Annotated in this window: 25 protein-coding genes; 24 read left to right on the top strand and 1 reads right to left on the bottom strand. The window is 37.0% G+C overall.

Translation table 11 applies throughout. From position 1 onward, the window contains the following. Positions 1-27: 27 nt before the first annotated feature. The 13 genes from prfB to treR all read left to right on the top strand — a co-directional run bounded on the left by prfB (position 28) and on the right by treR (position 14,364). Positions 28-1,117 (top strand): peptide chain release factor 2 gene (gene prfB, locus ACYQ3D_RS06975; protein ID WP_459837368.1). Its coding sequence is split into 2 segments (ribosomal slippage): positions 28-93 and positions 95-1,117, totalling 1,089 coding nucleotides; the frame shifts between segments, so codons are not numbered across the junction. A 107-nt stretch (positions 1,118-1,224) separates the two neighbouring features. Next, a complete protein-coding gene (locus ACYQ3D_RS06980) occupies positions 1,225-1,947 on the top strand; it encodes a ZIP family metal transporter (RefSeq protein WP_459837369.1) in 723 nt (240 codons plus the stop codon). 13 nt (positions 1,948-1,960) lie between these two features. Further along, the gene (locus ACYQ3D_RS06985; RefSeq protein ID WP_459837370.1) at positions 1,961-2,647 is read left to right on the top strand and encodes an LmeA family phospholipid-binding protein; all 687 of its coding nucleotides are present in this window, start codon (positions 1,961-1,963) and stop codon (positions 2,645-2,647) included. 54 nt (positions 2,648-2,701) lie between these two features. Next, positions 2,702-4,501, top strand: a complete 1,800-nt coding sequence (locus ACYQ3D_RS06990; RefSeq protein ID WP_459837371.1) for a DUF5693 family protein — start codon at positions 2,702-2,704, stop codon at positions 4,499-4,501. A gap of 140 nt (positions 4,502-4,641) precedes the next feature. Beyond that, positions 4,642-5,733 (top strand): polysaccharide pyruvyl transferase CsaB, encoded by a 1,092-nt coding sequence (gene csaB / locus ACYQ3D_RS06995; RefSeq protein WP_459837372.1) that lies wholly within the window; start codon positions 4,642-4,644, stop codon positions 5,731-5,733. Next, positions 5,730-6,467 (top strand): WecB/TagA/CpsF family glycosyltransferase, encoded by a 738-nt coding sequence (locus ACYQ3D_RS07000; RefSeq protein ID WP_459837373.1) that lies wholly within the window; start codon positions 5,730-5,732, stop codon positions 6,465-6,467. Before csaB ends, ACYQ3D_RS07000 begins: the two co-directional genes overlap by 4 nt. A gap of 9 nt (positions 6,468-6,476) precedes the next feature. Next, entirely contained in the window at positions 6,477-7,331 is an 855-nt protein-coding gene (locus ACYQ3D_RS07005) for a YitT family protein (protein ID WP_459837374.1), read from the top strand. Between the two features lie 2 nt (positions 7,332-7,333). Further along, complete coding sequence (locus ACYQ3D_RS07010; protein WP_459837375.1) at positions 7,334-8,146, top strand: transketolase; 813 nt, start codon at positions 7,334-7,336, stop codon at positions 8,144-8,146. Between the two features lie 315 nt (positions 8,147-8,461). After that, positions 8,462-9,403 carry a transketolase family protein gene (locus ACYQ3D_RS07015; RefSeq protein WP_459837376.1) on the top strand — a complete coding sequence of 314 codons (942 nt, stop codon included), beginning with the start codon at positions 8,462-8,464 and terminating at the stop codon, positions 9,401-9,403. Between the two features lie 51 nt (positions 9,404-9,454). Beyond that, entirely contained in the window at positions 9,455-10,123 is a 669-nt protein-coding gene (gene deoC / locus ACYQ3D_RS07020; RefSeq protein WP_459837377.1) for a deoxyribose-phosphate aldolase, read from the top strand. A 317-nt stretch (positions 10,124-10,440) separates the two neighbouring features. Further along, positions 10,441-11,853, top strand: coding sequence for a PTS system trehalose-specific EIIBC component (gene treP, locus ACYQ3D_RS07025; RefSeq protein WP_459837378.1), 1,413 nt, complete (start codon positions 10,441-10,443; stop codon positions 11,851-11,853). 79 nt (positions 11,854-11,932) lie between these two features. Next, positions 11,933-13,615, top strand: coding sequence for an alpha,alpha-phosphotrehalase (gene treC / locus ACYQ3D_RS07030; protein ID WP_459837380.1), 1,683 nt, complete (start codon positions 11,933-11,935; stop codon positions 13,613-13,615). Positions 13,616-13,650: 35 nt separating this feature from the next. Beyond that, positions 13,651-14,364, top strand: coding sequence for a trehalose operon repressor (treR, locus tag ACYQ3D_RS07035; protein WP_459837381.1), 714 nt, complete (start codon positions 13,651-13,653; stop codon positions 14,362-14,364). Between the two features lie 24 nt (positions 14,365-14,388). Here the strand turns inward: treR and ACYQ3D_RS07040 are convergent, their stop codons facing one another. Beyond that, complete coding sequence (locus tag ACYQ3D_RS07040) at positions 14,389-14,850, bottom strand: hypothetical protein (protein ID WP_459837382.1); 462 nt, start codon at positions 14,848-14,850, stop codon at positions 14,389-14,391. Positions 14,851-15,347: 497 nt separating this feature from the next. Between ACYQ3D_RS07040 and ACYQ3D_RS07045 the strand changes: the two genes are divergently transcribed. The 11 genes from ACYQ3D_RS07045 (at position 15,348) to ACYQ3D_RS07095 (ending at position 23,764) form a co-directional block, all read left to right on the top strand. Continuing rightward, on the top strand, positions 15,348-16,772 hold the full coding sequence (locus ACYQ3D_RS07045) for a carbon starvation CstA family protein (protein WP_459837383.1): 1,425 nt from the start codon (positions 15,348-15,350) through the stop codon (positions 16,770-16,772). A 542-nt stretch (positions 16,773-17,314) separates the two neighbouring features. Continuing rightward, positions 17,315-19,786, top strand: a complete 2,472-nt coding sequence (locus ACYQ3D_RS07050; protein WP_459837384.1) for a heavy metal translocating P-type ATPase — start codon at positions 17,315-17,317, stop codon at positions 19,784-19,786. Positions 19,787-19,892: 106 nt separating this feature from the next. After that, positions 19,893-20,210 (top strand): metal-sensitive transcriptional regulator, encoded by a 318-nt coding sequence (locus ACYQ3D_RS07055; RefSeq protein ID WP_459837385.1) that lies wholly within the window; start codon positions 19,893-19,895, stop codon positions 20,208-20,210. 235 nt (positions 20,211-20,445) lie between these two features. Then, positions 20,446-20,655: a cation transporter gene (locus ACYQ3D_RS07060; protein ID WP_459837386.1), complete on the top strand. Its 210-nt coding sequence runs from the start codon at positions 20,446-20,448 to the stop codon at positions 20,653-20,655. 146 nt (positions 20,656-20,801) lie between these two features. Further along, positions 20,802-21,323 carry a Spy/CpxP family protein refolding chaperone gene (locus ACYQ3D_RS07065; protein WP_459837388.1) on the top strand — a complete coding sequence of 174 codons (522 nt, stop codon included), beginning with the start codon at positions 20,802-20,804 and terminating at the stop codon, positions 21,321-21,323. Positions 21,324-21,440: 117 nt separating this feature from the next. Then, positions 21,441-21,692, top strand: coding sequence for an SHOCT domain-containing protein (locus ACYQ3D_RS07070; RefSeq protein ID WP_459837390.1), 252 nt, complete (start codon positions 21,441-21,443; stop codon positions 21,690-21,692). A 77-nt stretch (positions 21,693-21,769) separates the two neighbouring features. Next, positions 21,770-22,060: a YHS domain-containing protein gene (locus ACYQ3D_RS07075; protein ID WP_459837392.1), complete on the top strand. Its 291-nt coding sequence runs from the start codon at positions 21,770-21,772 to the stop codon at positions 22,058-22,060. A 22-nt stretch (positions 22,061-22,082) separates the two neighbouring features. Beyond that, entirely contained in the window at positions 22,083-22,910 is an 828-nt protein-coding gene (lgt, locus tag ACYQ3D_RS07080; protein WP_459837394.1) for a prolipoprotein diacylglyceryl transferase, read from the top strand. 163 nt (positions 22,911-23,073) lie between these two features. After that, complete coding sequence (locus ACYQ3D_RS07085; protein WP_459837395.1) at positions 23,074-23,391, top strand: SoxR reducing system RseC family protein; 318 nt, start codon at positions 23,074-23,076, stop codon at positions 23,389-23,391. 26 nt (positions 23,392-23,417) lie between these two features. Then, positions 23,418-23,540 (top strand): hypothetical protein, encoded by a 123-nt coding sequence (locus tag ACYQ3D_RS07090; protein WP_459837397.1) that lies wholly within the window; start codon positions 23,418-23,420, stop codon positions 23,538-23,540. Further along, a complete protein-coding gene (locus ACYQ3D_RS07095; RefSeq protein WP_459837399.1) occupies positions 23,531-23,764 on the top strand; it encodes a DUF2933 domain-containing protein in 234 nt (77 codons plus the stop codon). Before ACYQ3D_RS07090 ends, ACYQ3D_RS07095 begins: the two co-directional genes overlap by 10 nt. Positions 23,765-23,786: the final 22 nt, after the last annotated feature.

Here is a 23,786-nt window from a genome sequence, read left to right on the forward strand (position 1 = left end):
TGTAAATCATATATGCGAGGTGATTAGATGAAAGATTTAACAGCTAAGTTAGCTAAGATTGGAGAACAACTAAAAGAATTAAGGAGGTCTCTTTGACTACGACGAATTAGTAGCTAAACACGAAAAATTAAAAGAAGAAATGTCCCAGCCTGGTTTTTGGGATGATAACCAACGAGCTCAAAAGGTCAGTAAACAGGCTAGTGCTTTAGAAGATAAGATTACTGGTTTTGATGATTTAGTTGCTGAGCAGGAAGAGTTAGAAGTTTTGCTTGAATTAGCTACTGCTGAGGATGACCAGGAAGTAATAGCAGAAGTCAAGGAACGGAGTCAAGATTTAGTAGCTGCTATAGAAGAGATGGAACTAAAGGTTCTACTCTCAGGAGAGTATGATGCTAATAATGCTTTAGTTTCTATTAATCCCGGCGCTGGCGGAGTTGATTCTCAGGATTGGGCTGAGATGTTATTGAGAATGTATACCCGGTGGGCGGAAGAGCATGACTATGAGTTAGAGACTTTAGAGTTGATTCCTAGCGAAGAAGCGGGAATTAAAAGTGCCACTATTCAGATTAAGGGGGCTTATGCTTATGGTTATCTTAAATCAGAAAAAGGAGTCCATAGATTAGTCAGGATTTCTCCTTTTGATTCTTCTAGTCGGCGCCATACTTCTTTTGCTTCTGTTGATGTCATGCCTGAGTTGGATAATGATATTGAGATTGATATTAAAGAAAATGACTTAAAGATTGAGACTTATCGAGCTAGTGGAGCTGGGGGCCAACATGTCAATACTACTGATTCTGCTGTCCGGATTACCCACTTGCCAACAGGAATGGTAGCCCAGTGTCAAAATGAACGTTCGCAGCATAAAAATAAGCAGGGAGCAATGAAGATTTTAAAATCAAAATTGTTTGATTATCTGCAGGAAAAGCAAGCAGAAAAATTAGAAGAAATCCAGGGGGAGCATAAAGAAATAGCTTGGGGGAATCAGATTCGTTCTTATGTCTTCCATCCCTACCAGATGATTAAAGACCATAGAACTGATTTTGAGACTGGTAAGATAGAACAGGTGATGAATGGAGAGGTAGATAAGTTGATTGAGGCCTACTTAAAAGAAGAATAAATCTTTTAGATGAGACATAAATTAATGTGAGTCTTCCTCGTCTGTTATAGGCGAGGGCTTTTATTTTATAATTTACAATTGAGAATTGATAATTGTGAGGTGAAAGTATGTCTGAACTGGCTTCAATTACAACAATTGGTCTGTTAGCTGGAGTGCTAGGAACAGGGTTAGGCGGAGCAGTCACTTTCTTTTGGCGGCGGCCTAGAGACCGCTCTATTAGTCTGATGTTAGGAATTGCTAGTGGAGTTATGTTATCGGTAGTCCTCTTTGATTTAGTGCCGGAAGCAGTAGAACATAGTAATTTAGTTTATACTAGTGGTGGTTTATTAGCTGGTTGGCTAGTATTAAGTCTGCTAGCTGGTTATATTAAGACTGACAGCCAGGATGTAGCTTATATTGAGACTGGTATCTTATTAGGATTAGGGATTGCGCTCCATAATTTCCCCGAAGGGTTAGCTATTGGGGCTGGTTGTGTAGCAGAAGCTGAATTAGGCTTAAGTTTAGCTTTAGTTATTGCGCTCCATAATCTACCTGAAGGATTAGCTTTAGCTACTCCGATGAATGCTGGGGGCTGGTCTCCAGTTAAGATTCTAGTTTTGGCTATGTTACCAGGAATTCCTATGGGGCTAGGAGCTTTCTTAGGTGCTTTATTAGGTTTTATCTCGCCTGGGATTTTAACTCTTAATCTAGGTTTTGCTGGGGGAGGAATGTTATATATTATTGTGCGTGAGTTATTACCTAGTGCTTATAGTACTAAGTATGGTTTCCAGTCTACTTTAGGAGTAGTAATTGGTTTAGTAGGTGGAATATTATTAGCTATTTTATTATAAGGTGGGATGGGTCATGAAACAGTCAGTTAAAGTAGGGGGGCTAATTAGTCTGGTAGTTCTTATTTTGGCTGCTCAGTTGCTAATACCTCATTTATTTGCTAATAAATTAGAGACAGGAATTAAAGCTGAATTAGATAATGTAGAAGAATTAGAAGCAGAAGTAGCTGCTTTGCCTGCCCTTAAGATCTTACTTGGTCGGATTGATAAGTTGGAGTTAACTGGACGGAAATTAACAGATCAGAAACTTACTTTAGATAGTCTACAAGCTACTTTTAGTGATTTAAAAGCGACTGAGACTGACCAAGGGTGGCAGATAGTAGAAGGAGAGACTACTTATCTTGATTTAGTAATTAGTGAGGAAAGTTTAAGCAGTTACTTACAGACAAGGCCAGAACTTAAGATTTTTGAGAATTTTAAAGTAGATGTTACTTCTGATAAGGTGTTGATTACCGGACTGCTTAGTTTTTTTGATGCCCAGGTTAACCTCCAATTAGCTGGTCACTTTGCAGTGGCTTCTAGCCAACAGATTGTTTTTAAATCGGATAAATTAGCTGTAGAGAATATTTTGGTACCTACAGAAGCAATTGAGGAGTTAAAGAATAAATTGCAGTTTAAATTTGATCTTAGTAAGTTACCTTTGCCTCTGCAGGTGGAGGAAGTTAAACTAGAGAAGAATCAATTACGACTATTAAATGAATAATTAGTTAGTGAGTTCCTTATGCTAAAGGTGAAAGAAAATTCTTGGAGGAACTCAATGCGTAAGTTATTAGTATTATTACTGATTAGTGCGTTAGTCAGTGCTGGAGTAGTAGTCGTTAATAAATATCAAGTGGAAACAGCTAATCGTAGTGTAGAATTGATAATGGATTATAATTCATTAGCCCAGGTAGATCAGTTATCATTATTGCCCCAGCTACAGCAGACAGGATTGCAGACATTAGCTGTTAGGGGCCAAAGTCTCCAGGAGTTGGCTGCAAGAGGAAAAGTAGCCTATTATTCGGGCCACGAGTTACAGGTATTAACTGACCAGCAGTTTAAGTCTGATTATCTGTATATTAGTGCTCCGGATAAATTATTAAGGGGGCTACAGCAGGCTTTGGAGCTCAGATTAGGGCCAACTCAGCTGGAGTTACAGGAGCAGTTGTTAGTGGTTAAGAATCAGGACTTGGTTAAAGAATTAGTTAATCAACCTTTATTAGTGCTTTCAGTTTTAGAGCAGCTAAAGCAAGACTGGGACGTGATTCCTAGAATCAGTAGTCAAACTAGTCCGCGAGAGTTGCCTAAGTTAATAGCCCAGTTGCCAGCAGTTAACCAGATTATCTTTAGTGGGCAACAGGTAGTTGGTTATCCTACTAGATTGGAAGAGACAGCTGCTAGTTTGGAGGAGCAAGGGATTACTTTAGGGCTCTTAGAGCCTTTTATTGCTTATCAACAGGGGGCTCATTCTTTAGCTAGTTTACTGGATTATCAAGCTGTCCGGGTACATAGTATTGATCAGCAGGAGTTAGAGTCGCTGGCAGTTGAAGAAGTAGTTAATCGGTATAGTAAAGCAGTTCAGGAACGAGGAGTCAGAAGTTTATATCTCAAACCTTATCCAACGTCAAAGCAGACAGAAAAATTAGTTACAAAGTTGAGTGCTAGGTTACAACAAGCAGGCTATCAGCTAGAGAGGGCTCAGCCTTATCAGCACTTACAGCCTCAGATTTACTGGCAGATTATGCTCTGGCTAGGAGTAAGTGCTTTATTGGCTCTAGTAGTGGAGTTATTAGGGATTAGTAATAGATTAGTTCTCGTTGGTATCTTGATTAGTGGACTAGTTCTGCCCTTTGTAGTAGACCAGCAACTAGTCCAGGAGTTATTTGCCTTAGGTACTGCTTTATTAATTCCTTGCTTGGTTCTGGTCTTAATCAATCTCCAGCTGAAAAAGCAACTAAGTACCAGTTGGTTATTCTGTCAGGTAGGATTAGTGACAGTAGCTGGTGGGTTACTAATCCATGCCTTATTAGCTGAGACTAGTTATTTATTACAGATTAGAAGGTTTCGCGGAGTTAAATTAGCTTTTCTACTGCCTTTATTAGCTGGCGGAATCTATTATTTCTATCTCCAGTATTCTAGTTGGCATCAGTTAAGGAAGCATTTAGAGAAGCTTCTTAAGCAAGCTGTCTCGCGCCAGGAAGTATTGCTAGCGGTAGTAGTTGTAGGAGCAATGGTAATCTATCTAGGTAGGACAGGAAATAGATCACTAATAGGTGTTAGTTCGCTAGAAGAGTGGTTTAGAAGTCTCTTAGAGAGAGGATTGCCAGTCAGACCGCGGTTTAAATCTTTTTTAATTGGTCATCCCTTATTAGTGGCTGGAATTGCTACTTCTCTACACCAGAAAAAGCTAAGTTGGTTAGTAGTACCAGGGCTGATAGGTCCGATTAATATGTTAAATACTTTTGCCCACCTGCATACGCCAGTTGTAGTTTCGTTGTTGCGTGTAGGAGAAGGGTTGTTGTTAGGAGGAGTTATTGGTGCAGGAGTGGTTAAAATAGCAACAGTGACTAGTGACTAGTGATGAGTATATATTAGTTCATAATTTATAGTTTATAGTGTATAGTTAAATTTTTTAGATTTTCAACTCTCAACTCTCAACTATCAACTATCCACTGTACATTGTAAACTGTACACTGTAAACTAAAAAGGATGATCTTTATGCCCCAAGTAGTTCTGTCCGGTTATTATGGTTTCAATAATGCAGGAGATGAAGCTATCCTGGCTGCTTTAATATCTGGTTTACAGAGAGAAGTGGATGATGTGGAGTTAGTTGTTTTATCTGCTGATCCCGAGTGGACAAGCCAGGTGCACGGTGTTCGAGCAGTTGCTAGGTATAATCTAGGTGCTATCTCCAATCTCTTCCGCCGGACTGATTTATTAATCAGTGGTGGTGGTAGTCTTTTACAAGATGTGACTAGTAGACGGACTATTCCTTATTACTTAGGAGTGATTAAGTTGGCCCACTTACTACAGGTGCCTGTCTTTTGTTGTGGTCAGGGGATAGGGCCAATTACTAGTTACTGGAACCGGAAGTTAGTCCAGCGTATTTTAAATCAGGTAGCAGCTATTACTGTTCGGGACCAAGCTTCAAGGAGTTTACTCCAGGAGCTTGGAGTTAGAGCAGAGATTCAGTTGACAGCTGATCCAGTCTTTACCCTCCAACCAGTTAGTCAAGCCCGCCAAGAGGAAATTTTAGCTAAGGAAGGAGTAACGTTAACTTCTCCAGTGATTGGTGTTGCTCCGCGGGCTTGGCAGGAAAATACCTATTTATCAGAGTTGGCTAAGTTATTAGACCAACTCCATAATCAGCTCCAGGCTGAAATTTTATTTATTCCCCTGCAGTATCCAGCTGATCGGGAGATGAGTTATCAGCTCCAGGGCTTAATGACTAATTCAGCTAGGATTATAACTGGCAATTATACACCACGTGAGTTATTGAGCTTAGTAGAGGAGGTTGATTTACTAGTTGGAGTTCGGCTCCACTCTTTGATTTTTGCTGCCCTTATGGGGGCTATCCCAGCTGGCATCTCTTATGATCCAAAAGTAGATCACTTTTTAGAGCGAGTGGGGTTAGAGCCAGTAGGGGAGATTGATTCTTTAGGAGTGCAAGCAGCCCACTCTCAAATTATTTCGCTGTGGGAGCAAAAAAAGGAGTTAAAAGCAACTTTACAGAAAAAAACTAGTCATTTAGCAGGACTTGCCCAGCAGAATCTAGAAATAAGTTTACGGCTCTTAAGTGATTTTTTATGATAGATCAAGTTAATATTTTAGGAGTTGCTATTGATCAAGTAACTAGAGAAGAGGCGCTAACAAGAATAGAGGAGTTAGTGGAGACTGAAAGTCTAGGTAATCTAGTAGTTACTCCTAATGCTGAAATGATTATGCAAGCAACTAAAAATCAGACCCTCCAGGAGATTATTAATTCTGCTCAACTGCGAGTGCCTGATGGAGCAGGAGTGGTTTTAGCCTCCCATTTATTAGGTCAACCACTTGCTCAACGAGTAGCAGGTATTGATCTAGTCCAGCAGTTGTTGGCCCGAGGTAATAAAATGGGTTATACTTTTTATTTTTTAGGGGCTGCTTCTGGGGTAGCAAGAGAGGCTAAAAAGAGAGTTCTAGCTGATTATTCCCAGTTGGATATTTTAACCCATCATGGTTATTTAGACCACCAAGCAGAAAAAGAGGTAGTGGCTGAACTGCAAGCTCAAGAGATTGATATTCTATTAGTCGGAATGGGAGTACCCTTACAGGAAAAGTGGTTGGCAACCTATTTAGACGAATTACAGATTCCTGTAGGAATTGGGGTAGGAGGTACCTTTGATATTTTAGCGGGGAAGAAGACTAGAGCCCCAGTTATGATCCAGCAGTTAGGTCTAGAGTGGTTGTATAGATTACTCCAAGAACCTAAGCGTTTAAGCAGGATAAAGGCCCTACCAGAATTTATTTATCAGGTGGTAGTCCAACGATTGAAGAGAGGTAAGTAGGTGGTGGCAATGAAGTTAAACAAACGAATAATTATCGATTACTTGGTAATTACAATTGGTTCAGTCTTAACAGCACTAGGATTAGTTATGTTTTTAGTCCCCAATAAGATAGCAGCGGGAGGAGTTAGTGGTTTAGCTACAATTATTTATTATCTCTTTGATCTGCCAGTAGGTAAGGTAATGTTAACTTTAAATATTCCCTTATTTATTGCTGGAGTTAAAGAGTTAGGAACTAAATTTGGGGTCCGTACTTTATACGGTATCTTGGCTTTATCTGTAGTGACTGATTTATTAGCTGGAGAGGTACCGATTATTACTCATAAGCCTCTATTAGCAGCTTTATATGGTGGTGGTCTAATAGGACTTGGTTTAGGCTTAGTCTTTAGAGCTAAGGGCACCACTGGCGGAACAGATTTAGTAGCCCAGATAATTAGTAAGTATACTTCTTTTAGTTCCGGTAAGAGTTTATTGCTGATAGACTTTTTTGTGATTGCTTTAGCTACCGTAGTATTTGATCCTGAACAGGCTTTATATGCTTTGATTGCTTTATTTGTGACTAGTCGAGTGATTGACTTAGTTCAGGAAGGTCTGGATATTGCTAAAGCTACATTTATTATTTCTGATTCTGCTGAAGAGATTAAAGCCAAAGTATTAGAAGAGATGGATCGCGGAGTAACTGTCCTCAAAGGCGAAGGCGGCTTCTCTAAAGCTGATAAAGATATTTTATTATGTACAATTAACCGGTCTGAAGTATCAGACCTCAAGCATCTGGTACATACTATAGATGAAGATGCCTTTGTGATTATCACTGAGGTACATGAAGTTTTAGGCGAAGGATTTCAAGACAAAAAAAAGGAGGCTTGATTATGGTAGATATTACAGAATTAGAAGAGAAGGCACAGACAATTAGACGTTATATTATGGAAATGTTAATTGAATCTGGTTCAGGACATCCCGGAGGTTCTTTATCAGCTACTGATCTTGTAACAGCTCTTTATTTTGCTGAAATGGATATTGATCCTGATCATCCTGATTGGGAGGACCGAGACCGTTTTGTATTATCTAAAGGTCATGCTGCTCCAGTATTATATGCTGTTTTAGCAGAGAAAGGATATTTTCCTACTGAGGATTTGACTAGTCTTCGTCAGTTAGATAGTCACTTGCAAGGGCATCCTGATATGAATAAGACGCCAGGAGTTGATATGACAACTGGTTCTTTAGGCCAGGGGCTTTCTGCTGCGGCAGGTATAGCGCTAGCAGGAAAGACAGATGGCAAGGATTATAATGTTTATTCTCTAGTAGGTGATGGTGAATTACAGGAAGGACAGATTTGGGAGTCAGCTTTAGCAGCTGTTAAATTTGGTTTAGATAACTTAGTAGGTATTCTGGATAATAATAGAATCCAGTTAGCGGGGAAGACAGAAGAGATCATGGAAGTATTACCTGTTGTAGAGAAGTTTGAGTCTTTTGGGTGGTATGTAATTGAGATTGATGGCCATGATTTAGAGGATATTTTAGCTGCTTTTGAGGAAGCTAATCAAGTAGTTGACCAACCAACAATGATTGTTGCTAATACAGTCAAAGGAAAAGGTATTTCTTATATGGAGGATAATCCAGCTTGGCATGGTAAGACACCTAGTGGTCAACAAGCTGATACAGCTTTATCTGAATTGGAGTAAATGATATATTGTGTCACCGTAGGTGACACAGTCGTGTGCTGTGTGCCGTCTGCAGATGCTTTTCATCACGAAAAGTTTCTGGGAAACTTGTAGGATTAGCTAATTCAAAACCTTTAAATTCAAAATCTACTCCTTTAAGATTACTATGTTTTAACGGATTGAACTGGGTTATTGTCTTGAATTTGAATTAGCTCACGACACACCCTACAGGTCTAGAAAACAGACCTTCCGTAATAAAAACCATTTGCAGATAGCTGATAGCTGTGGTACGATAGTGCCACTTATAAACTGAATTATTTGAAGGAGTGATAAATGATGACAGAAGAAATTCCAACGCGAAATGCTTATGGAGATGCTTTAGTCGAGTTAGGAGCAGACAATGATGATGTTGTAGTCTTAGATGCTGACTTGTCGGGATCAACTAGAACAGCTTATTTTAAGGAAGATTATGAGGACAGATTCTTTCAGGTAGGAATTAGTGAACAGAATATGATGGGGATGGCAGCTGGATTAGCTAGCTGTGGCAAAGTACCATTTGCTAGTACTTTTGCTGTTTTTGGTAGTGCTCGGGTAGGTGATCAGATCAGGAATTCAATTGCTTATCCTAACTTAAATGTTAAGATTGCTGTTACTCATGCTGGGGTTACAGTTGGCCCTGATGGTGCTACGCATCAAGCTATTGAAGATATTAGTATTCTGCGCGGGATTCCTAATATGACAGTTATTGTCCCAGCGGATTATACTGAAGCTAAAGCAGCTACTAAGGCAGCGGCTGAATATGATGGTCCAGTTTATCTTCGGTTTGGTCGTGTGGGCACCCCAGTCGTGTTTGACGAAGCGGATTATAAATTTGAATGGGGTAAAGTTAATGTGGTTCACGAAGGTAGTGATGTAACAATCTTTGCTACAGGAATGATGTTAGCAGAAGCTATTAAAGCCCAAGAGGAGTTAGTTACAGAAGATATCTCGGCAGAGGTAGTTAATGTACATACTATTAAACCTTTAGATGTAGAGGGGGTTATTTCTTCAGTAGCTAAGACAGGAGCTGCAGTAACAGCAGAAGAGCATAACATTTATGGTGGCTTAGGTAGTGCAGTTTCTGAAGCTATAGTGGAGAATCATCCTGTTCCTCTTCAGCGAGTAGGAGTTGAGGATACTTTTGGTAAATCAGGTCCGCCTAAGGAATTAATGAAGGAGTTTGGTTTGACTGCTGAAGAGATTGTTGCGCAGGCAAAAGAGGTAGTTAAGAAGAAGTAATTTAGTGGCAGTGTGAGTCTAATTAAATCGGTAGATGAAGGAGGCGTTAGTATGAAGGCAGAAGAAGTAGCAGGAATGATTGATCATACGATTTTAGCTGCTGATGCTACTGCTGAAGAGGTAATAGCTAAGTGTCAGGAAGCTATAGAGTATGACTTTGCTTCAGTATGTATCAATCCTAGTTTTGTTCGGTTAGCTGCTAAAGAACTAAAAGGGAGTTCAGTTAAAGTCTGTACAGTAATAGGTTTTCCGCTAGGGGCCAACACCACAGAAACTAAGGTTTATACAGCTAAAGACGCTATTGAAAATGGTGCTGATGAACTGGATATGGTGATTAACTTAGGGGCAGTTAAATCCAAAGCTTGGGAGATAGTAGAGGATGATATAGCTGCTGTTGTAGGAGCTGCTCGTGATCAGGTAGTTAAAGTAATTATTGAAACTTGTTATCTGACTGAAGAAGAAAAGAAACAAGCTTGTCAGACTGCCCAAGAAGCAGGAGCTGATTTTGTGAAGACTTCTACTGGCTTTGGTACTGCTGGAGCTAAAGTAGAAGATGTGGAGTTAATAAAGGAGATAGTAGGAGCTGATTTAGGAGTTAAGGCTTCCGGAGGCATTGGTAGTTTAGAAGATGCTCAAGAGATGATTACAGCTGGAGCTACTAGAATTGGTGCTAGCTCTGGAGTAGAGATTGTAACAGGAGAAGCACCAGATACAGATTAATTAATTTTTTAGTTACCTCCTCGTAATGAGGAGGTTATTTTCTTTTTTGGCTTATTTTTACCTTGTCTTTGATTTTGATTCAATTTTGTTTTTGGCCCTGATCTCGATCTTGGTCTGGTCTTAACTTTAGCCTTAATCTTAAACTCAACCTTGTCCTTATCCTAATCGACAAAGTAATATATAAGAAGGCGAATCATTATTGACAAACTTGTATATACAGGTTATAATATAGTTACAACAAGTTGTATATACAAGTTATAAGAATATAACCCTATAAGAATTGTATATGCTTAATCTACTTTATAGGGGGTACTAGAATGGCTGATTATAAACAAAATGCAGAACAGATAATTAAATACTTAGGTGGACAGGATAATATTGAAAATGCAGCCCATTGTGTAACCAGATTACGGTTAACTTTACAGGATGAAGCTAAGGTGGATAAAGAACAGCTAGAGGCAGTAGACTTAGTTAAAGGAGCATTTAGTTCCTCAGGCGTCTACCAGGTAGTAATTGGCTCTGGTGATGTAGAGAAAGTATACGCTGAGTTTACTCAACTTGCTGGCTTAGAAGAAGCTTCGGTATCAGAAGTGAAGAGTGCTGGTGAGGAGAATATGAATCCCTTACAGAGGTTAGTCAAAGCCTTATCTGATATTTTTATGCCGATTATTCCTGCGATTATTATTGCTGGTGTATTAATGGGACTTAATAATTTATTAGGGGCAAAAGGATTATTTGTTGAAGGGAAGACATTATTGGAGATATATCCTGGCCTACAAGGGCTATGGAACCTGATTAATATGATGGCTAATACTTCCTTTGTTTTCTTACCTGCGTTAGTTGGTTGGTCAGCTACTAAGCGATTTGGTGGTAGTCCAATCTTAGGTATTGTTATGGGACTTATGTTAGTCCACCCTGATTTGATGAATGCTTGGGGCTATGGGGAAGCAGCTCTTGAAGGAGATATTCCCCAGTTTAATATCTTAGGATTATTTCAGATTGAAAAAGTAGGTTATCAAGGTCAAGTGTTACCAGTTTTAGCTGCTGCTTATATTTTAAGTACAATAGAACAGTGGCTGAGAAGTTGGGTTCCGAATGCTATTCAGTTATTGATAGTTCCAATCACAACTATTTTGGTAACTGGCTTTTTATCTTTAGGACTTATTGGCCCGTTGACACGTAGTATTGGAAATATGTTAACTACTGGAATTGTTACTGCTTATGAGACTGCACCATGGTTAGGTGGTCTGTTATATGGTTCGTTATATGCTCCAATGGTAGTTACTGGGATGCATCATATGTTCCTTGCTATTGATATTCAATTGATAGCACAAAATAGTGGAACATTTTTATGGCCAATGTTAGCTTTATCCAATATAGCTCAAGGAAGTGCCTGTTTGGCTATTTCTTGGTTGTCTACTGATCCGGACGATAAGAGTTTAGCTTCTACTTCTGCTATTTCTGCCTACTTTGGAATTACTGAGCCAGCCTTATTCGGTGTTACTTTACGGAAGAAATATCCTTTCTTTGCGGGGGTTATTGGTTCTGCTTTAGCGGGTTTATATGTGACAAGTAATGAAGTATTAGCTTCTTCAATAGGAATTGGAGGATTACCAGGATTTATCTCTATTATTCCCAAATATATTCCCGCCTTTTTAGTAGGTATGGCAATCAGTTTAATTATTCCTTTTGTTTTAACAGTAATTTACGCGAAAAAGTTTGCTAAATAGATAACTTATAAAAGGCCTGAGAGGGCCTTTTAGTTTTAGAAATACAATTAATTATTAATTAGAAGATAGGAGGTTTACTATGAGTCAACAGACAGAGTGGTGGCGTGATGCAGTTGTTTACCAGATTTATCCGAAAAGTTTTAATGATACTACAGGTAATGGGGTAGGAGATATTCAAGGAATCATAGATAAACTTGATTATTTGGCTAGATTAGGAGTAGATGTTATCTGGTTAACTCCTATTTATGATTCGCCGCAGAATGATAATGGCTATGATATTAGAGATTATTATAGTATATACCAAGAGTACGGAACAATGGAGGATTTTGATAGGTTATTAGAGGAAGCCCATAGTCGGGATATTAAAGTGATTATGGATATAGTAGTTAATCATACTTCAACAGAGCATGAGTGGTTTCAAGAAGCAAAAAAGTCGCAAGATAATCAATATCGTGATTTTTATATTTGGAAGGATGATGTAGACGGTCAAGTTCCAAATAACTGGGAATCAAAATTTGGTGGTTCTGCGTGGCAGTATGATGAGCAGACAGATCAGTATTATCTACATCTATTTGATGTAACTCAGGCTGATTTAAACTGGGAGAAAGAAGAGGTAAGAGATAAAATATATGAGATGATGAATTTTTGGTTAGAGGAAAAAGGAGTAGATGGTTTTAGACTGGATGTAATTAATCTAATCTCTAAAAGACAGGATTTTCCTAATGATTATCAAGGAGATGGGAGAAGATTTTATACTGACGGGCCAAGAGTTCATGAATTTATACAAGAGATGAATGAAGAGGTATTTTCGAATTACGATATGATGACAGTAGGCGAGATGTCTTCGACTAATATTGAGGATTGTGTTAAGTATAGCAATCCTGAGCGAAATGAACTAGATATGGTTTTTAACTTCTATCATCTTAAAGTTGACTATCCTAATGGAGAAAAATGGGCTAACGTTGATTTTGATTTTCTTAAATTAAAAAAGATTCTTTCTGATTGGCAAGTAGGGATCAATCAAGGTGGGGGTTGGAATGCTTTATTCTGGTGTAATCACGACCAGCCTCGAGTAGTGACTAGATTTGGAGATGATGAAGAGTATCATCGCAAGTCAGCTAAAATGTTAGCTACTACTATTCATCTGATGCAAGGTACTCCTTATATCTACCAAGGAGAAGAGATCGGGATGACTGATCCTAAGTTTGCCAGTATTGATGACTATCGCGATGTGGAGTCTCTCAATGCTTATCAGATTATGAAGGAAGAAGGTAAGTCAGAAGAAGAAATTATGGATGTTATTAAAGCTAAATCTAGGGATAACTCTCGAACTCCAATGCAGTGGAATGCTAGTCAGAATGCTGGTTTTACTAGTGGTAATCCGTGGATTAAACCGGCTCCTAATTATAAGGAAATCAATGTTGCCCAGGCTCTAGCAGACCAAGAATCTATTTTTTATCATTATCAAGAATTAATCCAGTTAAGAAAAGAGTATGATATTATTGTGGAAGGTGATTATCAATTAATTTTAGCTGATCACCAGGATATTTTTGCTTATATCAGAACTTATCACCAGGAGAAACTATTAGTGATTAATAATTTTTATGGGTCTCCAACTACTTTTAAGTTACCAACTGAATTACAGGACTTAGTTGCTTATGATAGTCAAATTTTGCTTTCTAATTATGATGATTCCCCAGTAGAGTTTACTACTATCAATTTACGTCCTTATGAGTCTATTGTTTATCACCTTGAAAAGTAATTGTCAACATGATAAAATAATTCAGGTGATAAATAGTGGAAAATAAATACTTAACTATCTATAATGATTTAGTGGAGCAGATAGAAGAAGGGCAACTAAAGCCAGAGGCTAAATTACCTTCGGAGAATGAACTAGCTACTGTTTATGACGCTTCCCGAGGTACAATCAGGAAAGCTTTAAATCTACTAGCTCAGAATGGCTATATTCAAAAGATCAAAGGGAAAGGATCTTTTGTTCTGGATATAGAAAAATTTGATTTTCCTGTCTCTGGTTTAGTTAGTTTTAAAGAGTTATCTGATGACTTTGGCCCGAACTCAGCTACAATTGTTCATAACTTATCTACAATTACTCCTAACCGATTTTTACAGCAACAATTGAATGTAGACGCTGATAATCAGCTCTGGAAGGTAATTAGAGCGCGCAAAATTGGTGAGGAAAGAATAATCCTGGATAAGGATTTTCTCCGTCAGGATTTTGTGCCTAGTTTAACTAAAGAAATTTGTGCGCAGTCAATCTATGAATATATCGAAGATGAGCTAGGATTGGAGATTAGTTTTGCTAAAAAGGTGATTTCAGTAGTAGAAGCTACTGCTGAGGACAAAGAATATCTTGATTTGGCCGGCTATAATGTTGTAGTTGTAGTTAAGAACTATGTTCATTTAGATGATGCTAGTCTCTTTCAGTATACTGAATCCAGACACCGACCGGATAAATTTAGATTTGTTGACTTTTCTAGACGAGGGATCTAGTATTTAACTAGAATCCCTCTTTTTTTATTCCTCTTGCCAGGCTCTAACTAAAGAAGAAATACCTTGGATAAAAAAGACTCCTGCTACCCAGTAGTATAAAAACTGAGGGTATAATAAGATCAGCCCCCCGACAAACATATATATAACCCCGGTAAAGGTTAGACTAGCTCGTTCCGTCTGACTTGCTTTTTCACTCATTTTATCAACCACCTCAATAAAGTTTGTCTTTTTTAAGATCATGTTTCCAATAGTAGATTGGGGGTTAGTAGCTACTAAATTATTCTTTACTGCCCGCCAAAAGTAAGGAAAATAAACTATATTTAGTAAGATCCCACCTAATAAAAGAGTTAATAGGTAAGTTAGCCCTGAGTAATAATTTCCCCAGGTTAATAATAAACCTATTTCATCCATAAATAATCCTAGTCCAGTACCATAAAGCAAAGCTGCCCAGTCTCGTTTGATCTGAGGCCTTTTAACAATTGCCATCCAGCCAGCTAAGGCAAGGAATAAAACTCCAAAGTAAAAATGATGAATGTGGTGGCCCAAGAGAATAATATTTCGGCCGATATAAAAGGTTGCGTCTGGAGTTACCCCTTCTTTAGCTACTTGAGCGAATTCACTTTCTGCTGACCCAGCAATTAAGACTAGTAATCTAATTGTTAAAAAGGATGATAAATAAGAGATAGTAATTAAAAAGGGAGTTTTATTTTCGTTATTTGGAATTGTAATTCCTCCTTTAACTATTTATATTTAATTTTGTTGGATCAGTTTAATTCTCCTGCTTGGAAGTGATATAAAATAGTAAACTAATTATAGTAATTTAAAGGAGCATAAGTATGAAACTGGAAATAAATTAATAAAGTGGAATATAATTATATAATTTATCTGTTAGTTTATTATTTTTTGTGGGCTGGTCTAATATATTTATAGTGATAAGTCTATAATTTTTATAAGAAGCTAATAATTATAGGGGGGGGATGAAAATGACATCTTTTATTGGGGGTTTGATTTTATTGGTAGCTGGCCATTTTATTTATGGTAATTTTGTTGCAGATATTTTTGGTGAGGATGAAACTAGAGATACTCCAGCTTATACCCAAGAGGATGGAGTCGATTATGTAGCTCTTAGTTGGCCCCGAGCTTTCTTAATTCAGTTATTGAATATTGCCGGATTAGGGCCAATTTACGGGGCAGTAATGGGCGCCTTATTTGGTCCGGCAGCTTTCTTATGGATTGTCTTAGGTTCTATTTTAGCTGGAGGAGTCCATGATTACTTAGCAGGTATGTTATCAGTTCGTAATGACGGAGCAACTATTGCTGAGGTTGTAGGTGAGTATCTAGGGGAAGGCGCTCGCCAGTTTATGAGAGTTTTTTCAGTTGTTTTATTGATACTAGTAGGAGCAGTATTTATGACTGGTCCTTCTCAGTTATTAGCTAGTATGACAGGTTTGAGTCTTAATACTTGGTTAGTGATCATTATTATTTATTATTTCTTAGCTACTATCTTACCAGTTGATAAGATTATTTCTAAGTTTTATCCTATTTTAGGTGGTTCTTTATTAATTATGGCTATTGGCATTGGCGGAGGCTTGATTTTAGGTGGTTATGATATTCCAAATGTTACTCTGGCTAATATGCATCCTGATTCCTTATCACTATGGCCCTTTTTATTTGTAACAATAGCTTGTGGGGCAATCAGTGGTTTTCATGCTACTCAGTCTCCTCTAATGGCTAGGTGCTTAGATGATGAGAAAAATGGGCGCAAGGTCTTTTATGGTGCTATGATTGCTGAAGGAATAATTGCTATGGTTTGGGCAGCAGCTTCTATGACCTTCTTTGGTGATCCAGTTGGTTTATCTGAGGCAATAGCTAACTTAGGTGGTGCTGGAGGCGTTGTTAAAGAAATCAGTAATAATATGTTAGGAGTAGTGGGCGGTATTTTGGCTATGTTAGGGGTTGTTGCTTTACCTATCAGTTCTGGCGATACTGCTTTTAGAAGTGCCCGCTTGGCTATTTCAGATATGATTGATTTAGACCAAGGAGAAAAAAAGAATCGGTTTAAGATTGCTATTCCTCTATTTATTGTGGGGGCTATCTTATCGCAGATGGACTTTAGTGTTATTTGGAGATATTTTGCTTGGTCAAATCAAACTCTAGCTATGGTTGCACTCTGGGCTGGGGCAGCTTATCTACTCCAAAAAGGTAAGTTACACTGGATAGCTACTCTGCCTGCTACTTTTATGACTGCTGTTTCTGTTTCTTATATTTTGGCTGCGCCAGAAGGATTTGAATTATCGCTATCAATTGCTACTCCTGTTGGTATAGCAACAGCAATTGGTGGGTTAGCTTTATTCTTAGTCAAACAGGAAGAGGAGACCGAAGTAGAGACCGAACAAAGAAAATTGTAGTTCAGAAGAGTCCTAGGGCAGTTGGCCCTGGGTCTTTTTTATTTTTTGTGATTCTTTTTAGCACACGCACATAACACCCGGCACATAGCAGATGCCAGACAGCAAACAGCAGATTACTAAGTCATTTGACAAGATAGTGATAATATGGTATTGTATTTAGTACAAGATAATACCAATGGGGGGTAGGGGTATTATATAAAGGTATAATATTTATTAAGTAGTTTATTTAGGTTGTTGAAAAAGTAACTTTGCTCACTTGTGGCACTTTTGTTCCACAGCTATCAGCTATCTGTAAATGCTTTTTATTACGGAAGGTCTGTTTTCTAGACCTGTAGGGTGTGTTGTGAGCTAATTCAATTCCTTGAAACATAGTAATTTTAAGGTTTTTTTGAATTGGCTGATCCTACAAGTTTCACAGAAACTTTTCGTGATAAAAGCATCCGCTCATAGCAGATAGCTGACGACATAAAAAATAAGATTACTTAATAATTTAGTTATTCAACAAGGTGAAGTAGTTTATTATATAAATAGGAGGGATAATGATGGAGAATGCACAGCAACTAGATAGAAATACTTTACAGATTTCTGATATGACCTGTGCTAGCTGTGCTCAGAAAGTGGAAGAAGCACTAAATGATAGATCCGGAGTGGAGAAGGCAATAGTTAATTTTGCTGCAGAAAAAGCAACAATTGATTATGATCCGCAGGAAGTTAATCTTACTGATTTAGTGGAAACAGTCCAGAATGCAGGCTATGATGTTGCCTTTGATAAAGTTAATTTGAAGGTAGGAGGTATGACCTGTGCTAGTTGTTCTCAGCGAGTGGAGAGTGCTTTACAGGATACCACTGGAGTTAGAGAGGCGGCAGTTAACTTTGCTGCTGAAAAGGCAACTGTCAAGTTTAATCCAGCTCAAGTTAGTGAGTATGACCTTGAGCAAATAGTAGAGGATACAGGATACGAAATAGTAGAGCAAGAGGAATCTGAAGAAGAAGAGGACCAAGATCAACAGAAGATTACCGAAGCAAGAAATAAGATGCTTTGGAGTTGGGGTTTAACGATTCCAATTATCTTATGGATGATTCCTGAGATGTTTTTTGGGATTGCTTGGCCAACAGAGACTATTTATCATTTAGGAATGATTGCTTTAGCTACGCCAATCTTATTATGGGTAGGGCGAAAGACTTATTATACAGCTTATAAAGCTATATCGCATGGTAGTGCTAATATGGATGTTTTGATTGCTATGGGAACAGGAGCAGCTTTTGTAACCGGTCCAGCTAGTTTCTTTACTCCTTTGGCAGATTATGCTGGAGTAGCCGGGATGATTATGACCTTCCATTTAACTGGACGCTATATTGAAGCTAAGGCTAAAGGGAGAGCTTCGCAGGCAATCAAAAAACTTTTAGAATTAGGAGCTAAAACTGCAACAGTAGTTCGCGATGGTGAAGAAATAGAAGTGCCAGTGGAAGAAGTTCAAGTAGGCGATATAATGATTGTTAAACCAGGAGAAAAAGTGCCTACTGATGGTGAGATTATTGAAGGTGAAAGTGCTTTAGATGAATCAATGGCTACAGGAGAGTCAATGCCAGTTAAGAAGTCAGTAGGTGATGAAGTGATTGGTGCTACAATTAACCAACGAGGTCTGATTAAAGTTAAGGCTACTAAGGTTGGTAAAGATACCTTCCTGTCTCAAGTAATTAAGATGGTAGAAGAAGCTCAAGGATCTAAGGTACCAATTCAAGAGTTTGCTGATAAAGTAACCAGTATTTTTGTTCCTACAGTATTAGCTATAGCTGCTTTAACTTTCGGATTATGGTTGTTATTCCCTGGGGCTTTAAAAGAAGTTACTACTTGGGCAGCAACATATTTACCTTGGGTTAATCCTGAGTTAGGATTAATTACTGGAGCTATTTTTGCTACTATAGCAGTCTTAGTAATTGCTTGTCCGTGTGCTTTAGGACTAGCGACGCCTACTGCTTTAATGGTAGGAACTGGTATGGGGGCTGAAAATGGAGTCTTAATTAGAAAAGGTGAAGCAATTCAGACTTTAAAAGAAGTCCACACTATTGTCTTTGATAAAACAGGGACTATAACTGAAGGACATCCGGCAGTAACTGATTTAGAACCTAATAGTGGATTTAATGAAGAAGAATTGTTACAGTTAGCTGCTAGTGTAGAAGCCGGTTCAGAACATCCCTTAGGTGAGGCGATAGTTAGAAGAGCCCAAGAAGATGATTTAGAAATAAATGATATATCAGACTTTACAGCAATTACTGGTAAGGGTGTGCAGGCTAAAGTTGACGATAAGCAAGTATTAGTAGGAAGTAGAAGATTAATGAAGGAACAAGATATAGATACCTCTCAAGTAGAAGAAAAGATGAAAGAGTTAGAGGAAGAAGCTAAAACTGCTATGTTAATTGGAGTAAATAATCAATTAGCAGGGATTATAGCAGTAGCTGATCCTTTGAAGGAAGACTCTAAAGATGCAATTGCTGAATTGAGAGATTTAGGATTAGAAACAGCAATGATTACAGGAGATAATGAACGAACTGCTCAAGCAATTGCTGATGAAGTAGGAATTGATCATGTAGTAGCAGAAGTATTGCCTGATGGTAAAGTAGATGAGATTATGAATTTACAGGATAAATTTGGGACAATTGCTATGGTAGGAGATGGGATTAATGATGCTCCTGCTTTAACACAAGCTAATGTAGGGATTGCAATTGGAACAGGAACAGATATTGCTATTGAGTCATCTGATGTTACATTAGTAAGAGGGAATCTATCTTCAGTAATTACGGCAATTAAATTATCTAGAGCTACCTTTAGAAAGATCAAACAGAATTTATTCTGGGCCTTTATCTATAATACAATTGCTATTCCAGTAGCAATTTTAGGATTACTACATCCAATTATAGCTGAGGCAGCAATGGCAACTAGTTCCATTAGTGTAGTTACTAATGCTAATTTATTACGTCGAGTTGATGTGCAACCAAGGTATAAAGAAGATTAAAAAATAAGGCTAAGATTGAGGTTGAGGTAGAGCGAAATTTTAAAATCATTTATTATTTTTGATTTACTCAACCTTAACCTTAATCTTAAATAATGGGGTGAGACTAGTGAATTCATGTCAAGAAGGATGTCAAGAAGATAGTTCCTATCAAGATCAAAAAGAAGATTTAATAGGTAGATTAAATAGGGTTGAAGGTCAAATTCGGGGACTTAAAAGAATGATAGATGAAGATAAATATTGTGTGGATGTATTAAATCAAATTGCTGCTGTTAAGGGTGCTTTAAATAAAGTAGGTATGTCTGTTTTAGAAGCTCATACTAAAGGTTGTGTAACTGATACAATTGTAGCTAAGGAAGAGCAGAAAGAGACAGATGATAAGATTGAAGAATTAATGGATGTTATTTTTAAATTTACTAATAAATAAGCTATGAGTCGTGAGCTATGTGCTATGAGCTATCAGCAGATTTTCACGGAGAGTCCAAAGGACTCGTAGGAATTCAAAACCTTTAAATTCAAAATCTAATCCCCTTATCATTGCTATATTTTAAGGGGTTGAACTAGATCTGTAATTTTGAATTTGAATTAGCACATGGTACACAGCAGATGACTGATAGCTGTAGCACGAAAGTGCTACTTTAAAAAGTAAGGAGGGATTATTAATGAAAGAAGTAACTATTGGTGTAGCAGGAATGTCTTGTGGTCATTGTAAGAAGTCAGTTGAGGGAGCGTTAAGTAATTTAGCTGGTGTTGAGTCTGCTGAGGTCGATTTAGATGCTGAGTTAGTAGCAGTTAAATTTGATGATTCTCAAGTAGAAGAGGCAGATCTTGAGGCAACGATTGAAGATGCTGGCCCTTATGAAGTAAAGTAAGACTTTTGGTGGCTACTTCCTAGTTAGGGAGTAGCCCTTCTGTTAAGATATTAAACAAATTTATTATTTTATTAATACTTTCTTAATATTTGTCTTTTATACTATAAATGTAAGATGAAAAGAAAGAATTTAAGGAGGAGATTATAATGAACAGATTATTAAGTCTAGGGTTGATTATATTGTTGATAGTCAGTATTTCTATTTTTGCTTTTGCTCATGGTGGTGGCTATAGAAATGATTCAGAAGAAGATTATTATCGCGATGAATTGAATTTATCAACAGCTCAATTGGATAAGATGGAAGAATTACAGGATGAATATTATGATCAAGTAGATGAGATTAGTGATCAACTAAGAGATCAAAATGATGAGTTGAGAGATTTATATTTTGCTAAGGATAGTGATCAGGAAGAAATAATGGAAGTCCAAACTAAAATAAATCAATTGCGGAATGAATTGGCCCAGTTAAGAACTGAGATGCATTTGGAATTAAGAGAAATTTTAACTGCTGAACAATTAGATAGAATGGAAGATCATGGTTTTATGAGTTTTAGTCATATGATGTCTGGTTGGGGAATGATGGGTCAGATGTTTAGGGGCACTGGTAACTTTAGAGGTCATCATAGAGGTGGACCAGGAATGCATGGTAATGGCATGATGGGTTGGTAGGTTAGAGTCTAAATTTGAGGATAAGGTCGAGGTTGAGGTCTAGGTCTAGATTTAGCAAATTAATAGATCTTTGTTTACCTTGACCTAGAGTTATTATAATACTAAGGAGTTGATATTATGATGCATGGATGGGGACATGGAATGAGAGGATTTTTTGGAGGAGGGATGATTATGATGGGACTATTTTGGTTAGTGGTGATTGGGTTAGTAATTTATTTAGTAAAAAATAATAATAATAATTCTTTAAATAATCAGCAACGACAGATTAAATTGCAAGAAGATCCAATAGAGATTGCAGAGAAGAGATATGCTAAAGGTGAAATCAGCAAAGAGGAGTTAGAAGAAATCAAAGAGGAATTACAAAGTTAAATTATTATAGTTGTTTTTTAATACCCAACTTGGGTATTAAAAAACAACTATACTTAATTAGATAAGGAGGAGTGACTATGGGCGCAATAGGTTATCTGATATTTTTTGGGATTATATTTTGGATAATGCACAAGGGCGGGGGTTGTTGTGGTGGACACCGTGGTTCTAATTCTACTCAACAGAATAATCAGGAAAATTATAATGAAGAGAATAAAAAAAGTAATAATCAAGTAATTGAGATGGTTTATGATCCTGTCTGTGGTATGCATATTGAAAAGAGTAATACTATTTCCAAAAGAGTTAATGGAAAGATATATTATTTTTGTAGTAAAGAATGTGCTAATAACTTTATAGAAGATAGTGCTTAAATCTTATTAAGGAGCGCAAATAATGCAGACTATATTACTTAGATTAGGGCCTTTTTCAGTAAGTTTATTTGGTGTTTTTATTGCTCTAGGGATAGTCGCTGGATTTTATATTTTAAATAAAGAGGCTAGCCGTAAGAAATTAGATCAGGATAAAATTTTTAATTTAGCTCTATATAATATCATTATTGGAATAATTGGAGCAAGATTATATTATGTAATAGCCTTTAATCCAGCTTATTATTTTAAGCATCCTGTTGATATATTTATGATTCAACAAGGTGGGTTGTCCATTCAAGGAGCCTTGCTAGCAGCAATTCTATTTAGTGTAGGTTATATTAAATTTAAAAAATTATCTTTTTGGAAAGCAGCTGATACTTTTGCTCCAGCACTAATTTTAGGGCAGGCTATTGGTAGAATTGGATGTGATGTGTTTGGTATTCCAATGAAGAATAACTATTTCTGGGGAGTAGAAATTAACAATCAATTACTTCATCCAGTTCAGATTTACGAAGCACTACTAAACTTTATTTTATTTATGTTATTATGGAATTATAGAGATAAAATAAAGTATAATGGGCAATTGTTCTTATATTATTGGATTGGTTTTTCTATGAATAGAGGAATTGTAGAATTCTTTAGAGTTAATCCTATAGTACTAAAACCTTTTACAATTGTTCATATTACGAGTTTAGTTATGATCTTACTTGCTTTAGTAGCTAGGACTTATATTAGTAATGCCCCTAGCGATTTGAAATTATCTAGCATAGATAAGAGAGGAAAATTAGTTGCTAATCTAGGGTTAATAGTAGTTATAGTTTTATTAGTTATAATGTATTATAGTCTTTATTAACTTGTCAACAGGTTAAGTATAGTCTGGTATTTTTATTATAAATTCATATATCATTAGGAGGTATAAAAAAAGAGATAGAAATTAATATTCATGGCTTTTTTTAATAAGTTTTATATACCCTGCCCCTGTATTGTATTATGTTAATGAAAAGGAGGTAAGAGACATGAAAGAAATAGGTGAAGTTATAGTTGATCAGGGGAAGGTAGCTATAGTAAAAATTCAACGTCATTCAGCCTGTAGTAAGTGCAAAAAGAATTGTGAATTAGCAAAAAATCATGAACAAGATGAATTATTAGTATATTTATTTCCACTGTTAAGTTTGGTAGGTGGTTATTTGCTAGGGCAAAAGTTTATTATTCAAGTAGGTGAGGTAGGAGGGATTATTGGAGCAATTGTGTGTTTAATATTATCCTTTGGATTAGTAAAAATAATAGGTACTAAGATGAATTCTCAGCCTAAGATAACTGAGATTATTGGTTAGAAATTGATTCTCAAGGGGGGGAGATTATGAATCAATTAATAGCAGGTATTATCTTAATTGGAATTGTAATAGGTGCCTTTTATTTAATAGGAAAGAAGATGGGGATTATGGAGAAAGATAATAATAATGATGATTACAGTTGTCATTAAGCTATTTGAAAGGAGTAACTATTATGTCAAATAAAAAAAGTAATCAGAGTCATCATATGTGGTTGATGTTAGTAGGGTGTTTGATTATGTTTGGTAGCTTTTGGTTTCTAACCGGTTCAAATATTGAATTAGAAAGTAGTTGGAGTTGGATAATATTACTAGTATGTCCACTGATGCATTTGTTTATGATGAAAGGTCATCATGAACATGATGATGAAGACTAAACGATGTAGGAATAAATTTAAA

Source organism: Halanaerobaculum tunisiense (assembly GCF_054657635.1).

Bases quoted from the DNA above. Each gene is read 5' to 3' on its own strand.
- ACYQ3D_RS06980 (WP_459837369.1), top strand. From the start codon at position 1,225: ATGTCTGAACTGGCTTCAATTACAACAATTGGTCTGTTAGCTGGAGTG.
- ACYQ3D_RS06985 (WP_459837370.1), top strand. From the start codon at position 1,961: ATGAAACAGTCAGTTAAAGTAGGGGGGCTAATTAGTCTGGTAGTTCTT.
- ACYQ3D_RS06990 (WP_459837371.1), top strand. From the start codon at position 2,702: ATGCGTAAGTTATTAGTATTATTACTGATTAGTGCGTTAGTCAGTGCT.
- csaB (WP_459837372.1), top strand. From the start codon at position 4,642: ATGCCCCAAGTAGTTCTGTCCGGTTATTATGGTTTCAATAATGCAGGA.
- ACYQ3D_RS07000 (WP_459837373.1), top strand. From the start codon at position 5,730: ATGATAGATCAAGTTAATATTTTAGGAGTTGCTATTGATCAAGTAACT.
- ACYQ3D_RS07005 (WP_459837374.1), top strand. From the start codon at position 6,477: ATGAAGTTAAACAAACGAATAATTATCGATTACTTGGTAATTACAATT.
- ACYQ3D_RS07010 (WP_459837375.1), top strand. From the start codon at position 7,334: ATGGTAGATATTACAGAATTAGAAGAGAAGGCACAGACAATTAGACGT.
- ACYQ3D_RS07015 (WP_459837376.1), top strand. From the start codon at position 8,462: ATGACAGAAGAAATTCCAACGCGAAATGCTTATGGAGATGCTTTAGTC.
- deoC (WP_459837377.1), top strand. From the start codon at position 9,455: ATGAAGGCAGAAGAAGTAGCAGGAATGATTGATCATACGATTTTAGCT.
- treP (WP_459837378.1), top strand. From the start codon at position 10,441: ATGGCTGATTATAAACAAAATGCAGAACAGATAATTAAATACTTAGGT.
- treC (WP_459837380.1), top strand. From the start codon at position 11,933: ATGAGTCAACAGACAGAGTGGTGGCGTGATGCAGTTGTTTACCAGATT.
- ACYQ3D_RS07040 (WP_459837382.1), bottom strand. From the start codon at position 14,850: ATGGCAATTGTTAAAAGGCCTCAGATCAAACGAGACTGGGCAGCTTTG.
- ACYQ3D_RS07045 (WP_459837383.1), top strand. From the start codon at position 15,348: ATGACATCTTTTATTGGGGGTTTGATTTTATTGGTAGCTGGCCATTTT.
- ACYQ3D_RS07050 (WP_459837384.1), top strand. From the start codon at position 17,315: ATGGAGAATGCACAGCAACTAGATAGAAATACTTTACAGATTTCTGAT.
- ACYQ3D_RS07060 (WP_459837386.1), top strand. From the start codon at position 20,446: ATGAAAGAAGTAACTATTGGTGTAGCAGGAATGTCTTGTGGTCATTGT.
- ACYQ3D_RS07065 (WP_459837388.1), top strand. From the start codon at position 20,802: ATGAACAGATTATTAAGTCTAGGGTTGATTATATTGTTGATAGTCAGT.
- ACYQ3D_RS07070 (WP_459837390.1), top strand. From the start codon at position 21,441: ATGATGCATGGATGGGGACATGGAATGAGAGGATTTTTTGGAGGAGGG.
- ACYQ3D_RS07075 (WP_459837392.1), top strand. From the start codon at position 21,770: ATGGGCGCAATAGGTTATCTGATATTTTTTGGGATTATATTTTGGATA.
- lgt (WP_459837394.1), top strand. From the start codon at position 22,083: ATGCAGACTATATTACTTAGATTAGGGCCTTTTTCAGTAAGTTTATTT.
- ACYQ3D_RS07085 (WP_459837395.1), top strand. From the start codon at position 23,074: ATGAAAGAAATAGGTGAAGTTATAGTTGATCAGGGGAAGGTAGCTATA.
- ACYQ3D_RS07090 (WP_459837397.1), top strand. From the start codon at position 23,418: ATGAATCAATTAATAGCAGGTATTATCTTAATTGGAATTGTAATAGGT.